Genomic DNA, 16,615 nt, shown 5'->3' with positions numbered 1-16,615 from the left:
AGGCCGCAGCAGCGGCCTTTGTTATTATTTGGACATATAAGATGCAAGCTATTGAAACCGAAATTGCTCAGTTAACCGCTGAACTCAATCAACATAACTATCGCTACTATGTCGACGACAGCCCGTCAATTCCTGATGCTGAGTACGACCGCTTATTACATAAGCTTAAAGCCTTAGAGACCGAGCATCCGCAATTTTGTTTACCTGACTCACCCACTCAGAGAGTGGGTGGCGAAGCGTTGGCTAAGTTTGATCAAATTCAGCACTTAAAGCCGATGCTGAGCTTGGATAATGTATTTGATGAAGCAGAGTTTAATGCGTTTAATCAGCGCATTGTTGACAAAACAGGTAAAGATTTAAGTTACTGCTGTGAGCCAAAGTTAGATGGTCTAGCTGTGAGTATCACTTATCGCAATGGCGTATATGAGCGTGCTGCAACCCGCGGTGATGGCCAAACAGGTGAAGACATCACCGAAAACGTGCGTACGATTAAATCTATTCCGTTAACGCTACGTGGCGATAACTTACCTGCACTGGTTGAAGTGCGTGGTGAAGTGATTATGCCTCATAAGGCGTTTGAAGCCCTTAATGAGCGCGCCCGAGCTAAGGGTGAAAAGCTATTTGTAAACCCGCGTAATGCTGCCGCTGGTAGTTTGCGTCAGCTAGATAGCAAGATCACTGCTAGCCGTGCATTAGGTTTTTATGCCTATGCATTAGGTGTAGTAGAACCTGAATCGTGGCCACTTGCCGACAGTCATTATGGCCAACTTGAGCAGCTGCGTTCATGGGGCGTACCGGTCAGCCAAGAGGTTAAAGTATGTAGTTCGGTTGCAGAGGTAATTGAATACTATAATGATATTCAACAGCGTCGTAGCAGCTTAGCTTTTGAAATTGACGGCGTAGTGATCAAAGTAAACCAAATCGCTCATCAGCTAAGCCTAGGTTTTGTGGCAAAAGCGCCGCGCTGGGCAACTGCATTTAAGTTTCCTGCACAAGAAGAGATGACACTGCTTGAAGGTGTTGATTTTCAGGTCGGTCGCACTGGCGCAGTAACACCTGTTGCGCGCTTAAAGCCTGTATTTGTTGGCGGTGTGACAGTATCGAATGCCACATTGCATAACGCAGATGAAGTCGCACGTCTTGGCGTTAAGATTGGCGATACTATTATTATCCGCCGCGCAGGTGACGTTATTCCTCAAATTGTTGCAGTGGTTGCCGAAAAACGCCCTGATGATGTTAGAGATATCGTTTTTCCAGCGCTTTGTCCTGTTTGTGAAAGCGAAGTTGAACGAGTTGAAGGTGAAGCTGTTGCACGCTGCACGGGCGGTTTATTTTGCGAAGCGCAGCGTAAAGAGGCGATTAAACATTTTGCTTCACGCAAAGCATTAGATATCGACGGTATGGGTGATAAAGTTGTTGAGCAGCTAATTGATAAAGAACTCGTTGCGAGCCCTGCAGATCTCTTCAAGTTAACCGCATCAGCTTTGACTATGTTAGAGCGTATGGGAATGAAGTCGGCGACGAAATTAGTCGCAGCAATTGAGGTTGCTAAACAAACAACATTCTCGCGCTTCTTGTACGCGTTAGGTATTCGTGAAGTCGGCGAGGCGACAGCGGCAAACCTTGCGGCATACTTCAAAACACTAGAAGCGCTTAAAGCAGCTAATGCAGAAGCATTTATCAAAGTTGATGATGTAGGTACGATTGTTGCCGCGCATTTAGAGCACTTTTTTGCCCAGCCACATAATCTCGAGGTGATTGATAAGCTTGTTGAGGCAGGTGTTCACTGGCCAGCCATTGAAGAGGTTGCTGAAGAAGATCTGTCTTTGAAAGGGCAAACCTGGGTGTTAACTGGTACGCTAACACAGCTTAATCGTAATGATGCTAAAGGTCAATTACAGGCTCTAGGGGCAAAAGTAGCTGGTAGCGTATCTAAAAATACTGACTGTTTAGTTGCAGGCGCAGCTGCAGGTTCAAAGCTTGCGAAAGCCCAAGAGCTTGGGGTTAAAGTGATTGATGAAGAAGCGCTAATCGCTATTTTATCGTAGCTCACTTCTTAGTTTTACACCTTGCAGTAAAAAGCTCCTAGGCCTTTGGTTAGGAGCTTTTTTGTTAGCCCTGATTGGTATTACTAACCCATTAAATGATCCCAGTACTAAGTGAGTGGATCGTGGATTAATGGGGATGGCAGTGTTAGCGCTACATTGAGCTAATGTTGGTGATGAGATCAGTTGTTTGGCATTTCTTGATAAGCCTGCCTTATTGCGCTGGTAATTGATAATTTTCGGGTTAGGTTTGTTTGCAGCAATAGGTTGAATAGCAAAGATTTTGATATCAACTGAGATTAGTGTGTCCCACATCTTGAAAAGTACCTAAAAAGCACCATATCTAACATGACCTGAGTAAATAGGTTTTAGCTTGTAAAAGCGCAAAATATATAAAACTACACGGCTTTAAATAACTAAGGCTAGCTACATTAGCTGTTGAGCAATTAACTTTCAATTAGGGACGGTTTGTGAATTTTAGCAATATCACTTGGCTCGATGATAAAGGCCACGTTAAACCACCAATTATGCTGTATCTATTGCTAGTGTTTATTGCCCGTGGTTGGTGTGTGTTTGTGGCATCATTAACACAAGCTAGCGATCGTGCTGGTTTAGTGACGTTATTTTATCCCCACAAAAATGACTTTTTAATGGCCTTAGCGGCAGGCGCTGGAGCACTTTTTATTTATGCCGCGGTAATTGCTGAGCGAAAACGTAAACCTGCCTGGGTACGTCATGTGTTTCCGTACATGAAATGGCTACTGGCAATACTCTTGATCGTTGATGGTGGTTTACTCATCCAACGGATTTTGCACACCTATTATGTTTATAGCTGGAGTATAGGTTTAGATGCATTATTTTTATTCTGGGCCAGTTTGTACTTGTATAAATCTAAACATTTAAATTTGTACTTTAGCGACTGGAAAGAAAAAGAGTAAAAAAAAGACGCTGCAAGCAGCGTCAAATAGGGTTGCTTGTACAGAGAGTCACTCTGTATAAGGCGCCTTATGTTTACGATAAAACCTTTACTGTTCAACCTCGGCTTAACTGCAACCCAGATCTCCCAAAGTAAAAGGACAATTGACAGTATTGCTCCCTAACGATCTTTCGGGGCGACCAATGTTAAGGAACAGTTTCAGTATAGACTCTTGGTATATTGTATGCAATTCTCTGTTGCAGCATTTTTCAATAAATTTAGAATATGATATTCCTATATTGAATTTGCTTGTTTTCGACGGGAGCGGATTAAACGTTCAAATAGGCCTGTCAATTTAACTTTAGCTGTCATAAAGTTGGCGCTAGGTCTTTATTATAACGTAAATATCTATAATATATCGTTATTAGGCTAGTGTATTATGCTGCCTAACAAGCTTTAGATAGCCAGTCAGTCACATTTAATTTAAGTGACCAGCACAGTGCGCCTTCTAGATATAGTCAATACAGGTTTAAATCCGCCTGCAAAGTGAAATTGGGAGTGATATCAATGTCAAAAGCTGTCGAGGTGAGAGTGCCCTTGTCAGACCTAAAAGTTGGCATGGTCGTTAAATTGCCGCTTGCATGGACCAATCACCCGTTTCTGTTTAACCGCATTGAAATTGAAACTCTGTCTCATATCGAGTTGATTAAAACACTAGATGTCGCCTTTGTGTATCTTATTTCCGGCGAAGAGCTATTACCTAAGAAAACCGAGGTAGAAATTGTTGTGCCTGAACTGACTCCAGAGCAATTGGCCGAGCAGGCTAAAAGTGTAGTGAGGAAGTCAATCCGCCTAGGGCAGCAACGTTTTACTAAAGGAGCAAACGATTGCCGCTCCGTTTTTTCTAAATTAGGCTCAGATCCTCAAGGCGCTTACCGCAGTGCCGCGACCTTAGTTGAAGAATTAATGGATCACCTAAAAGAAACTGAAACACCTTATTTGGCAAGCGTTGATGCGGGAGTGGATATATCGATAAATCAGCATGGGGTGTCAATTGCTGTATTGTCGATGATGATTGCGCAGACGTTAGGCATGAATCATAGCCAGTTAAGAGATATCGCTCTAGGAGCGCTATTTCATGATATTGGTAAACAAAAAGTACCGGATATTATTCGCCGTAAGAAAACTAACCTATCTGACCATGAAATCAATTTTCTGAATATGCACCCACAATTTGGCCATAGCATGTTGGAAAAATCAGGATTGTTCCCTAAAAAAGTGCTTGATATTGTGTTACATCATCATGAGTGGGTTGATGGTAGTGGTTATCCGCATAAGCTAAAGGGGGAGCAAATTGCGGCAGAAACTCAAGTGGTTAGCTTAGCAAATGATTTTGAACGATTACTTCGCGGCGAGGGACGATCACCGCAAATTGCTTTAGGGTATCTATTTAAAAATCGTGTGCAAAAGCATGATGCTGCGATGATCTCAGCTTTGGTTAAAGTTTTAGGTATTTACCCTCCAGGAACTTTGGTGGAACTGTCTAACGGCGAAGTCGCTAAGGTTATGGTAACGACTGCAGAGTTTAAAAAGCCGATTATTCGCAGTTGCACTGCCCAAGGGCTGCAATCTCAGCTTAGGTTCTTGCAACAAGAAGATATCGAAATCAAAGGTGTCATTAAAGTTGAACAACTGTCTGCGGCGGCAATTAGAACGTTAGATGCAAACTCGCCAGTTAGCTTTTATTTTAGTACCTTATAGCTTAATTAAAGCTAATTCATAACCAATAAAAAGAGAAATATATGATCAAAACTGTAGGTATAGTCGGCTGCGGTTGGTTTGGTTTGCCTCTTGCTCAATTCCTTCAAGAACGTGGCACTATCGTTTATGGCAGCAAGCGTTCGCAGTCTGCAGCTGAAGAATTAAGTGTGTTTGGCATTAACGGTTTTCAGCTCGATTTAGATGATGACGAGCATTTGGCTCAAGATAGTCAAACTATTACAAATGCCCTTAATGCTGATTGCCTTGTGGTTAATATTCCCCCCGGATTAAGAAAGGCTCCTAATGCCTATCTGCAGCGACTTGCCAAATTAAAGCAGTTAATCGCAGGTTTCGATTATAAAAGACTGATTTTTGTCAGTACAACTGGGGTTTACCCTGCAATTAATGGTGTGCTTACAGAAAAAGACGCACAGGCACACTCGCCAATTAGTGAAAAGCTATTGCAAGCAGAACAACTGTTTTCTGACCAGCCGAATATTTGCGTGGTTCGTTTTGCTGGTCTTGTTGGCCCACAAAGGCACCCGGGACGATTTTTGGCAGGTAAAAAAGAGCTTACGGGTGGTATGAGTGCAGTCAATATTGTGCACTTAAATGATTGTATTGCGGCAGTGACTAAACTGATTTTTGAGTCTAACGTTGGTGGTATTTATAATGTATGCGCTCCCGAGCACCCAACGAGACAGGATTTTTATGTAAAAGCAGCTAATATGCTGGGCTTAACTGCTCCTGATTTCGCCAAAGAGGAAGGTGATGCTTATGACGTATCATCAGCAATGGGTAAGTTAATTTGTAGTCAACGATTGGTTGAAGAGATTAATTTTGAGTATCAATTTTGCGATCCTATGGATATGCTAGAAGCATGTGAATAGAGGGTTAGCTTGGCTCAAAACGTTTAATTAAACACTGAACTTTAAAGTATTTAAAGCTAGGCAGCATCTCAAAGGTTTAGTTAAAGCAACAATAGCAATTAAGGATGAATATGAAATTATTAATCAAGGCCGTTAGTCACATTTTTATGGTTGCTATGCTGTGGTTACCATTACAAGTTGCAGCGGCGAACACTTATGTTGAAGGTGTGGATTACGTTAAAATCGCAGGGATCCCAGAAAGCACAAAACCTATTGTGCGTGAGTTCTTTTCGTATAACTGTGGTCACTGTTACCGCCAAGATCCATTTTTTGAGCAAACAGCGCACCTTCTAGGTGATGAAGTTAAGTTTGAACGTACCCCAGTTGGCGCCGGTCGTACAAGTTGGATTTTAAGTCAGGAAGCCTATTACTTGGCGCAAAAGTTCAGTGTAACTAAGCAAGTTCATGGCAATATTTTTACTCGAATTCATGAGAAAGAAGGCGCATTTACTCGCCCTGAACAACTGAAAGACTTTTTTGTAAGCCAAGGCCTAGATGGCAAAGATGTCGAAGCAGCAATGCAATCAACCGATGCTAAATTAGCGCTGATGAATTACGACACTCAAGCGCAATTAGCTGAAATTCGTGGCGTGCCATCAATCGTTGTTAACGGTCAGTATTTAGTTAAGAATCCTGGTAAAACACCAGAAGATCTAGTGCAATTAGTCAAATATTTAAATACTCTCGAAGAGTAGGTTCAGTTTCAAACTCTAGCGCTTGATAATAGGCAGTTTGAAAGCACAGAATTTGCAACTCAACAGCCCACTAAAAGTGGGCTTTTGCTATTTGTGCTATTTGATATTTTTGAAGGCAAAGACATCAATACAGCATAGATTACAGCCTAAGCTACAAATTCAATCTCCGGCCTTTTCGTACGCCATCAGCCCCTATCGCGCGTACTTCAATAGTGCCTGTTACCTCACTAGTTGATGTATAAGGCTGCCAATTTTGGCTTGCTGACTGGGCTGTATCAGCTTGAACCTCTCTATACTCAACCTCGATATAAGGGAATGGGGTTTTCACTTTTAACTTGCCATTCTCTACAGTGGCTCCAACAGTTGGAATGCGGTAAAACACGTCGGATTTTGCCAGCTTTGCTAGCTCTCTTGCACCAAGTACATAAGCAAAACTCTGCCAGTCTTTGGCGCGTTGCTGCTGCGCTTTTTTACTAAAGTGACCGCTGTTTTCATCATAGACTACTCCGGAATAATCATAATCTAATTCCCACTCTGCTTTATGCCAAGCGCGTTCAGCTAGCGCAAGTAAACGGGGATACAGCATGTATTCTGCTTGCGAGTCGCTCCTTAGCATCTCGCTCCATAAATGTCCTTGTACGCCCTTGTACCGTACTCCTTGATCTAGGGGGGATTGGCTGTCATCAGAGCGATAAGGGTGGCCAGTACTGTCAAACCAAAACTCTGCATGGGCAGGTAAGTTATCAGGCATAAATTCAAATACTTTTTGGGTGCTGATATGCCGTGCAGCCCAGTGATTACCGCGCTCTTCAGGGTGCGCTTGATATGGAAAATCGAAATAGGTTGCTTCAGGTGTTGAGATCACTGTATCCCAGCGATGATTAGCTTGTTGATGTGTTGCAATATGACCTTTTTCAAACAAAAGTGACCAAGAGTTAGTTTGTACATTTTTAGGCATGTTCTGAGGACGAGTTTCGCCCATGCCGTCATTCCAACCTGCCACTTTTATATTTTTGTCTGCAAGCATCGCTGATATTTTTTCAATAAAGTAGCCGTTTAGTGTGTGTAGTCCGGCCACCTTTTCTGCTTGTTCAATTTTTAATTTATCGCAGGAAGGCGACTCCAACCAAGCTCCAGCGGTTTCATCTGCGCCAATATGATAAGTCGTTAAAGGTGTACCTGCTTGTTGGTGCATTGCTTGCACTTCAGCTATCACTTTATCAATAAAGTGATAAGTACTGTCTAAACATACGTTAAGAGTATTGTCAGAATAGTGCTGAATTGAGCTGTATTGGGTTTTATCTTCCGGCTCTACGAGACGATATTGCAGCGCAAGTTCAACATCACCTTTAGCTAGGTATTTTTGGTATCTGGCCTCCATTGCATGAATGGCTGCGCGGCTGTGACCTGGCATATCTAGAGAAGGAATAACCTGAATATGGCGAGCTTTAGCATAGGCGAGAATGTCTTGGTAATCTTCAACACTATAGTAGCCATCACTTTGGCTATTTCCGGTTATTTCGCTTCCCAGCTGAGGCATTAAGCATTTTTCTGGCGCATTAAAACAGCGTCTGCCGCCAACCTCACTTAGTTCTGCAAGCCCGGGAATTTCGATTCGCCAGCCTTCATCATCAGCGAGGTGCAAGTGAAGCTTATTTAGCTTGTAGGCGGCCATTTGATCGATAGTTTTTAAGATAAAGTTCTTTGATAGAAAGTTTCTCGCTACATCAATATGCAAGCCTCTAAAGCGGTATCTCGGTGAGTCTTTAATCTTTAAGCTAGGAATGACCTGATGCTTCACGCTTACCAAGCCTGCCAGCGACATTAGCCCGTAAAAAGCACCAGTATTTGAACTTGCTTTGATAGTAATCGCTAAAGGAGTGCTTGTGAGGCGATAATCTTCAACGCTCTGAAATTCATTATTAGCGTTGCTATTGAGCTCGCTATTTACAATGATATTGACAGGAAAGCCGTCTTTAGAGGTTTTTAAGCCCACTAAATTAAGGCGTTCAATTGCCGGAGCTAGTACAGCAGTTGACACGCCTGTGGTCGTAAAACTCAACCCTTTAGATAAGTCGATAGTTTTATTTGAGGTGATCTCAACAGATGCAGGCTGAGGGATCAAACGGCCACTCAAATTTAAACCTTGAGGCACTTCAGGAGTGGTTGCGTAAATCTGTTGAGCGCTTGCCCACTGAGTATTATCGGTTTTTGACAATTTAAACTGTGTTTGCTTGTCAGTAAAAGGTAATAGGTAATCTTGGGTTTCTAAGCCTGTTTCTGGATGGATATCAGTCCGAGTGCTATCAATAATGGTAGCTTTTAAGCCTTCGGAATACACAAAGTAATTAGGCATAAACTCTGAGCGAGTTATTTGGGTGCCGTAATTATAGAAATCGATAGTGATCGGTTGATTTGCACTAAAGCCTGAAAACTGCTTTGTTGGAGTGATTTTATGTAGATCGCCATTTATATGAGTGATGGTAAATTCACTTGAGTTGACAGTTTGTACTGGCGTTAATTGGCTAAAGTAAATAGCCCAATTACCAAGTTTAGGTTGATAGTTATGGGGATATTCAAGGTGGATTTTAGAGCGGTAGCACTCGTCAAGATTATTAGGACATTGCTCTGGATAAGAGTCGACAAATTCGTGTTTAACTTCAAGGTTACGCGCTAAATTGTCTAGGCTAGCCTGAGTATATGTTGTTTGCTCAGGAGCCGTGCCCGCAGCGAAAGAAGTAGCAGAGTAGAGCGAAAGTAAACCTGTGAGTATTATTTTTTTATGCATAGCATTTACCTTTTAGAGGCTAAGTGTAATTGTGCTGCGCCAAGTAACGCGCTATCACTTTGGCTTGAAGGAGTAATGATGAGGTTACGAACCAGCTTCTGATAAGGAAACGCAGCAAGCCCGTTCCAAACCCCTTTGATGAAAAGGTCAAACGATTTGGCTACTGAGCCGCCAATAATGATCACTTGTGGGTCGACTACCAGAAGTAAGTGGGATATTGCATGGGATAAGTGCTGTCCGAACTGCTCAAAAGCATCAATGGCTTCTTTATTACCGGCTCGAGCCGCTTGGGCTAGCAACGCCCCATTGATGCCAAACTGCAGTTCAAAGAAGCGCCCAGAGCAATAGTCATCAATGGTGGAATTGAGATAAGCTATTTCTCCGACTTCACCGGCGGAGCAATTATGGCCTTGATATAATTGATTTTGGATAACAAAACCTGAACCGACTCCTGTACCTAAGCACAATCCAATAATATCGTTATAGCCCTTGCCAGCACCAAACAGGTGCTCGCCTACGGTAAAACAGTTAACGTCATTATTAATATAAACTCCAATGTTGTAATGGCGCTCTAATCGTTGCTTTAACGCAAATTCTTTCCATGCTGGAATATTTACAGCGTCGTATACCACCCCTAGCTGAGTATCAACTATACAAGGCACCCCAATGGCAATACCGACAGTGCTGTGTATAAAAAAAGTATCAATGCAGTGAATAATAAAATCTTCAATATCCTCTGAGCTTGCGCTAGCGCGAAATTCAAATGAACGTGATTCTTCGATTACACCGTTAACGTAACGGCCTGCATTGATTTTAGTGCCACCAATATCAAGGGTGACAATTGAAGGAAAACTCATATTAAACCTAGTCATAACTCTGCTTATTACAGAGTGAATAAGATGGATACTTAGTGAAATAAACCTAACACCGCGTCATTATTTGCTTAAATATTGCTTGTTGTTTCTCCCTTAGATTTAAATATTTGTATGGTTTTGTTTGTGATTAAAGGCTTTGCCCAAAAACCGATACTAAGGATATAAAACAGCATCGCATAAACGATAAGTAGCCCAAGTCTAAGGTCACCACTAATATCTGCGATAAAACCAACAAGAGGTGAGGCTAAGCCACCACCAACGATGCCGGTGCACAAGATCCCGGCAACCGAACCATGATGGTGTTTTACTGAGTTTAGGGCTAAAGAGAAAATTACTGACCACATAACCGAAAGGAAGAAACCGACAAGGGGGAAGGCAATAACACTAATCGACGTTGACCCGAGAATTGCAGCGGTCAAAGAGAGGATAGCGCAAAGCGAAAAGCCAACGAGTACAACCCTGCTATCGAGTAACTTAACAAGCCCCAGACCTAGAATGCAGCCGAGGGTAAGCATTAACCAAAATCGGCTAACGATTGCCGCACCTTGGGTGACAGGATCAAGTCCGTGATGCTGCTGTAAAAATAATGACATAGCATTAGCCACCCCTTGCTCTGCTCCTACATAGGCGGCAATGGCAATAAAGAATAAAATCACAGTTTTGTTGTTAAATAGCTGTTTATAAACAGCCAGAGTACCGACTGACTCACTGCTATTACGCTCAACAGTTGGAAAATTAACGCGAGAGATGATTAGTAGCATAGCAATAGAAATGATTGCAAAAAGCCAATACATAGATAACCAGGTCATGTCACTTGGTACGACATTGGCCAGTAAATTAATTATTGGGTCTTGCGCCGATGGCTTATTGAGGCCTATAACCAAGTAGCTATAAACCAATGGACTAAGCGTACCTGCTGCGCCAAAAAGAAGCTGTCCTGAAACAGAATAAAAAGCAAAGTTTTCTTCTCCTCCAACAACTCTCAACAACGGATTTATTGCTACCTGTAACATTGCCATTCCAGAACCAATGAGGAAAAGTGAAAGCATTGCCATTGAGAAGCTTGGTAATAAGCCGAAGAGTAATGCGCCTGATGCGGCCATAGAAAAAGCGAGATAAAGGACAGCTTTTTCACCGTACTTATCGACTAAAACTCCCGCAGGGATCGACATGACACCATAAGCAGCGAAAAATGAAAAAGGTAAAAAACCTGCGATAGCAAGACTAATATTAAAGTCGCTAACGAGTGAAGGGAATATTGGTCCTAAAATATTCGTTATAAAAGAAACCACAAAAAATGTAAGTAGAACAGTCCCTACTAAAAATAAATTCTTATTCATTAATAGCATCCTTTGCTGTGCTAAATCCTATTGTTTAATAAAGTTTGGATTGAGCGAGTATTATTGGTCGTTATATATTGCCTAGCTTTTACTTGAGTAGAGATACTGAATTATCAAATAGTAATACTATTCAATTATTGGTTTTTTAGTGTGTTCCAGCCATTTTCTAGCATTTGTTTTTAATGGGTTTATTTTACTTGTTGTAATGATTGTAGAGAGTTTAGGCTTAGCGAAGATGAAGAATCACAAATTACGAGTTTAAATTTTTCAGCAATTATTTTGTTCTAGCGATATAAAACTAAACTTATAGATTAAGTGATAAGTGATAAGTGATAAGTAAAATTGTTAGCTCAATAAACCATAAACCTAAGAGCGAGGTAAATGCGCAACTGCAGTATTACCAATTAAATAATAGGTTTTTACATCAAGGTATAAGTGCAATATTTAAACTATAGCTTGAGCCAATAATACGCATTGTCAGTTAATTTTAAGCGTAAATAGCGAATCCCATTATTCACATGGTATTTACAATTGATATTGGATCGGTCGATTTTTTCAGCAATTAAGATAGATAAGTATCATTACTTAGTTGAAATGTACCTAAATTAAATTGCGCAGCAGTATAAGTTAGTAATGGTTTTTTAACATTGGACGTGTAGGGAATACAGGAATAACCATGAAAGCTAATAATAATTTAAAAATGTTTAAGCGCTCGAGTTTGGCACTATGTGTTATCGGTGTGTTGATGGGGGCTTCAAGCCCTGTGCTGGCTGCTGAAGGGCCGCAAGCGGATGATAATATTGAAGTGATTGAAGTTAAGGGCATGCGTAGCTCGCTACAGAAATCGCTCAATACTAAGCGTTTCGCAAACTCAGTTGTCGATGCTATTACTGCGGAAGATATCGGTAAGTTTCCAGATAAAAATGTCGGTGATGCGCTGCAGCGGATCTCTGGGGTAACAGTGGATCGCCAATACGGTGAAGTGAGTGGGGTGACGATTCGAGGTACTGCGCCGGAGCAATCGCGTATTTTGTTAAATGGTCAATCAGTTGCCAATACATCATGGTATGACTTAGGGCCTGCAACTAGAACCTTCAATATGGAGCTTGTTGGGGCAGAGCAGATCTCTGGGGTTGAAGTGTATAAATCGCCTGAAGCACGAATTGAAGAGGGGGCATTAGGTGGTACAGTTAATTTACAAACTCGTAAGCCGCTCGATTTAGACGCCAATACCTATATGGTTTCCGCTGAAGTCGCTCGCAGTTCTTTGTATGAAGAAAACGATCCTGGAGCGGCATTTTTAGGAAGCTGGAAAGATGAAGATGAGCGTTTTGGTATTTTAGCCGCGTATTCGTTTGAAAAGCTCACTTCTGGCCGACAAGTATTAGAATCTTTAAGCGGCTATTACCCCTATTTTGCAGCTAATGAGCAAACAGGTGAGGAGGCCGCTGTAGGGGCATGGGGAATCGGCTCTCAAGCCTTTAGAGCGGAGCGGGAACGCACTAGTGCTCAACTAACGTTGCAGTTTATGGCAACTGAAGATTTTGAGTTGACTTTAGATTACTTTAATTTTGAGTTTGATAACCCGCATGTTAACCATAACTTTTTAACTGTAAGCGCCCGTGGCTCAGAAGCGACAAATGTTGTTAATAACTCACTCGGTGGCACAGAGTCAGCAACAATCCAGCCCGCTTATGCGTCAATTATTTATAACCCGGTTGTACGTCATGCCGTAAATATGGAAGCAGATGTGCTAAACCTAACCGGTAAGTATACTGGCGATGGTTATACATTAAGTGGGGTGGTTGGCCAATCAACATCTAAAGGTGGCACTCAAGGTGGCTCATCTTCTTGGTGGATTCCGGCAACAGATGAGGGTGATAAAATTGGTGACCCAGCCTTTCCAAATGGTCAAGGAAGTGTAGATGGCGGCTTTAGCTATGATGCAACAGGGCCTTATCAAGTTCAGTTAACTTCTCTTGATGCGACAGATGCATCGCAGTTTAAACATGCTCAAGAAGCAAACTATGAAAGTTCGCTTCAAGATCATGATATTGCCTATGCGCAATTTGATGTGGTTTTCGAACTTGATAATGATTACATCGACAATATAGCCTCAGGTATTAAGTACAACACCAGCGACTTTTCTCGAGAGGCCTATAACCGCAACCCTAGTGAAATCATTGGTTTTGTGCCTGATGGTAACCTCGCTAATTGGAGCGGCGGAGTACTAACTGGTCTGCACTCGCAATCATCTGGTAATACATTGAATTCATATGCTTATCTTGATGAAAATAAATGGTGGGATTTCATTAGCCAAAAATACCAAAATGGCGAGCTTGTAGAGGTGCTTAATAAAGGTAATACCTTTTCCGTAGAAGAAGAAATGTTAGCACTATACGCACAAGTTGATTTTTCCGGTGACAATTACCGCGGTAATTTAGGTGTCCGTTATGTAACTACAGAACAAAAATCGACGGGGTATGCTGATGGCAATGTTTTCAATGAAACTGTTGATTATGATAATTGGTTACCAAGTTTAAACATTGCTTATAACTTATCTGATGACTTGATTTTACGTGGTGCAGCATCAAAAGTGATGGCTCGTAATAACTATAGTGATTTGAAACCTGGTCTAAATATCGCAACGAATATTGGCAGTGCAAATGGCGGTAACCCTAATTTGCAGCCTTACGAATCAAATCAAGCTGATATTGGTGTTGAGTGGTATTTCTCACCATCTTCTTTGTTATCTGCAGCCGTTTTTGTCAAAGAAATTGACAACGTTGTCAATGTGGTTGAAAGCACTGAGTATGTTGAAACATGTGGTCCAAGCGAAGATTTATGGGATGAGTGCCGCGTTACGCGTCCACAAAACAGTGGTGATGGCTCTGTAACTGGTGTAGAGCTGCAGCTGCAGCACACTTGGGATTCTGGTGTGGGCTTCTTAAGTAATTATACTTATGTTGATAGTGAGCAAACTAATGCTGCTGGTGAGAAAGAGATGGTGCCTGGTGTATCAGAGAACTCATTTAATGGCTCAGTGTTTTATGAAAATGAGTATATCACTGCTCGTGTTGCGTATAACTGGCGCACAGAGTGGCAAGGAGTTGGTGCGCTAAATACTGTACTTAATGATGACTACAGCCAATGGGACGCCTCTATTACTTGGCATATATTAGAAAACCTCAACCTTACGCTAGAGGGTGTTAACTTAACCAATGAAGTCATTCAGTCACGTGATACAACCTATGATTTGACTCAAAATACCATTGAATTTGGCTCGCGTTACTATTTAGGCGCAAGCTACCAATTCTAGTAACAGCAAATTAATCGGTATTTGTCGTGTGAGGAGAGGCTGAGATTAGCTCTCCTTTTGCAGTTTTAACAGTATGCCTAAGAATGCTTAATATCACGCGAGTTATCATCTAAAACTGCCTGGTTAGCGTGCTAGTGAGTTATCAGTATTTTGGAGTCGATAGAATGGAAGCGATTAAGAAAATAGTTATTGTTGGTGGAGGTACATCTGGTTGGATGGCTGCTGCAGCGCTAGCAAATGCGAAAAGTACTATTCCACTAGATATCACCCTTATTGAGTCGAGCCAAATTGGGACCATTGGTGTTGGTGAAGGTTCAACGCCATATCTAAAGCACTTTATGGCCTCGTTAGGGTTTAGTGAGGCTGATTGGATGACTCGTTGTGATGCAAGTTTCAAGACTGGTATCTATTTTGACGACTGGAGCGAGCCGGGAAGCCGCTATTTTCATCCGTTTTATACTTCCTTTGACGTTAAACCTGCCGAAGTATTTTTCCACCTTGCGAATGCTAGGCGTCGCGGGGCGGGTCCACACACAATTGGTGATGACTTTTTTCTTACAGGTCAGCTTGCACAGATGAATTTAGCCCCTAAGCCGCATAAACCTCTGCCAGTAGAAGTTGAATATGGCTATCATTTTGATGCCGCAAAACTTGCAAGAGTACTCAAACAGTACGCACTTGATAAAGGTGTTACTCATTTAGTTGATGAGGTTATTGCAACCGAGTTGATGCAAGATGGCAATGTCGCAAAACTCACTCTTGAGAGCGAAGAAGCGCTAAGTGCTGACTTTTTTATTGACGCTAGTGGCTTTCGAGCCGTATTGATTGAAAAAGCGCTTGATGTCGATTTTGAGTCTTTTTCCACTGAACTTATTAATGATGCTGCTGTTGCCGTAAGTACTAACATCGACCTTCAACAAACAAAGCATTACACAACGTCAAAAGCCTTATCTGCTGGTTGGATGTGGCAGATCCCGCTTACGTCGAGAGCTGGCAATGGCTATGTTTATAGCTCAGCGCATTTAACACAGGCTGAAGCAGAGCAAGAGTTAGCAGCAGAGCTAGATATTGATCCAACTACTGTAGATTTTAAGCATTTAAAAATGAAAGTGGGCATGCGTTCTAGCCCTTGGACAAAAAATGTATTGGCAATTGGACTCGCTCATAGTTTTGTCGAACCGTTAGAAGCAACCGCATTAATGGTGACTCAGTGGAGTATCGAATCATTTGTAAAAGTTTTAACTACAACAAAGTTTGTTGAAACCCAAACCGAGTCTCGCGCTACCTTTAACCAGCAATTGTCGCAGTTAGTGCTCGGGGTAAAAGAGTATATTCACGCTCACTATGTTACTAGTCAGCGCAGAGATAGCTCCTATTGGCAGCAAGTCACCAGTAAAACACATATTCAGCCCCGACTTGCGTCAATGTTGTCTTGTTGGCGTTCAGGACAAGATTTTGATGCATTGTTGTACCGTTTTGATGCGGAGCTGGCTTATTTTAGTCCTTCTTGGTATGTGCTACTTGCTGGCATGGATTACCGCGATGATAAGCTATGTATGCCACACAATACGCTTGACCCACAATTTATTGCAAAAGCCCAAGGCTATTTTAAACAAATAGCTTTAACGCATTTTGGAAAAGCGGCAGCGTAATCGATAGCGAATATAAACAAGGTATTAACTCTTAAAGGTAGGACTACCAATAGATTTTAACGCTGATTCATTGGTTTCTCGATATTTGCATCGGGTAACTTTTGTTTTCTGGTATATGACTTTGGCTTGAGGTTAGCGCTATTAACTATAGAGCCAGTTTTGTATAGCAAACAGACCTCTTTTTTATTAGATATAATCAAAAAGATTATTCAACTTAAGTCTACTATTCAATCGGTTACCCCTAGTTAGAATTCGGCGTTATGAATAAAATTCATGGTCAACTGCTAACTTAAAC

The 16,615-nt window shown here is 41.8% G+C and carries 10 protein-coding genes; 7 read left to right on the top strand and 3 right to left on the bottom strand.

The window, feature by feature from the left end; genetic code table 11:
• The first annotated feature begins 41 nt into the window (after positions 1-41).
• The 5 genes from ligA (at position 42) to L2740_RS19255 (ending at position 6,346) form a co-directional block, all read left to right on the top strand.
• The gene (gene ligA, locus L2740_RS19275; RefSeq protein WP_248951672.1) at positions 42-2,048 is read left to right on the top strand and encodes an NAD-dependent DNA ligase LigA; all 2,007 of its coding nucleotides are present in this window, start codon (positions 42-44) and stop codon (positions 2,046-2,048) included.
• 467 nt (positions 2,049-2,515) lie between these two features.
• Positions 2,516-2,983, top strand: a complete 468-nt coding sequence (locus L2740_RS19270; RefSeq protein ID WP_248951671.1) for a DUF2919 domain-containing protein — start codon at positions 2,516-2,518, stop codon at positions 2,981-2,983.
• A gap of 545 nt (positions 2,984-3,528) precedes the next feature.
• The gene (locus L2740_RS19265; protein ID WP_248951670.1) at positions 3,529-4,722 is read left to right on the top strand and encodes an HD-GYP domain-containing protein; all 1,194 of its coding nucleotides are present in this window, start codon (positions 3,529-3,531) and stop codon (positions 4,720-4,722) included.
• A 41-nt stretch (positions 4,723-4,763) separates the two neighbouring features.
• Positions 4,764-5,612 carry an SDR family oxidoreductase gene (locus L2740_RS19260; protein ID WP_248951669.1) on the top strand — a complete coding sequence of 283 codons (849 nt, stop codon included), beginning with the start codon at positions 4,764-4,766 and terminating at the stop codon, positions 5,610-5,612.
• Between the two features lie 146 nt (positions 5,613-5,758).
• A complete protein-coding gene (locus L2740_RS19255) occupies positions 5,759-6,346 on the top strand; it encodes a thiol:disulfide interchange protein DsbA/DsbL (protein WP_248951704.1) in 588 nt (195 codons plus the stop codon).
• Positions 6,347-6,497: 151 nt separating this feature from the next.
• Here L2740_RS19255 and L2740_RS19250 read toward each other — a convergent pair whose 3' ends face one another.
• The 3 genes from L2740_RS19250 to L2740_RS19240 form a co-directional block, all read right to left on the bottom strand.
• Complete coding sequence (locus tag L2740_RS19250) at positions 6,498-9,134, bottom strand: family 20 glycosylhydrolase (protein WP_248951668.1); 2,637 nt, start codon at positions 9,132-9,134, stop codon at positions 6,498-6,500.
• Between the two features lie 5 nt (positions 9,135-9,139).
• Complete coding sequence (locus L2740_RS19245; RefSeq protein WP_248951667.1) at positions 9,140-9,991, bottom strand: ROK family protein; 852 nt, start codon at positions 9,989-9,991, stop codon at positions 9,140-9,142.
• An 86-nt stretch (positions 9,992-10,077) separates the two neighbouring features.
• Positions 10,078-11,349, bottom strand: coding sequence for an MFS transporter (locus L2740_RS19240; RefSeq protein ID WP_248951666.1), 1,272 nt, complete (start codon positions 11,347-11,349; stop codon positions 10,078-10,080).
• A 676-nt stretch (positions 11,350-12,025) separates the two neighbouring features.
• Here L2740_RS19240 and L2740_RS19235 point away from each other — a divergent pair.
• On the top strand, positions 12,026-14,668 hold the full coding sequence (locus L2740_RS19235) for a TonB-dependent receptor (protein WP_248951665.1): 2,643 nt from the start codon (positions 12,026-12,028) through the stop codon (positions 14,666-14,668).
• 164 nt (positions 14,669-14,832) lie between these two features.
• Entirely contained in the window at positions 14,833-16,320 is a 1,488-nt protein-coding gene (locus tag L2740_RS19230) for a tryptophan halogenase family protein (protein ID WP_248951664.1), read from the top strand.
• Positions 16,321-16,615 lie beyond the last annotated feature (295 nt).

The sequence above is a fragment of the Shewanella pneumatophori genome (assembly GCF_023283895.1).
Classification (GTDB): Bacteria; Pseudomonadota; Gammaproteobacteria; order Enterobacterales; family Shewanellaceae; genus Shewanella; species Shewanella pneumatophori.
The sequence above is the reverse complement of the archived record's forward strand: the minus strand, read 5'-3'. Positions and strand labels throughout refer to the sequence as shown.

Excerpts from the sequence above, each read along its gene's own strand:
- ligA (WP_248951672.1), top strand. The coding sequence starts at position 42 with ATGCAAGCTATTGAAACCGAAATTGCTCAGTTAACCGCTGAACTCAAT.
- L2740_RS19265 (WP_248951670.1), top strand. The coding sequence starts at position 3,529 with ATGTCAAAAGCTGTCGAGGTGAGAGTGCCCTTGTCAGACCTAAAAGTT.
- L2740_RS19260 (WP_248951669.1), top strand. The coding sequence starts at position 4,764 with ATGATCAAAACTGTAGGTATAGTCGGCTGCGGTTGGTTTGGTTTGCCT.
- L2740_RS19255 (WP_248951704.1), top strand. The coding sequence starts at position 5,759 with ATGGTTGCTATGCTGTGGTTACCATTACAAGTTGCAGCGGCGAACACT.
- L2740_RS19250 (WP_248951668.1), bottom strand. The coding sequence starts at position 9,134 with ATGCATAAAAAAATAATACTCACAGGTTTACTTTCGCTCTACTCTGCT.
- L2740_RS19245 (WP_248951667.1), bottom strand. The coding sequence starts at position 9,991 with ATGAGTTTTCCTTCAATTGTCACCCTTGATATTGGTGGCACTAAAATC.
- L2740_RS19240 (WP_248951666.1), bottom strand. The coding sequence starts at position 11,349 with ATGAATAAGAATTTATTTTTAGTAGGGACTGTTCTACTTACATTTTTT.
- L2740_RS19235 (WP_248951665.1), top strand. The coding sequence starts at position 12,026 with ATGAAAGCTAATAATAATTTAAAAATGTTTAAGCGCTCGAGTTTGGCA.
- L2740_RS19230 (WP_248951664.1), top strand. The coding sequence starts at position 14,833 with ATGGAAGCGATTAAGAAAATAGTTATTGTTGGTGGAGGTACATCTGGT.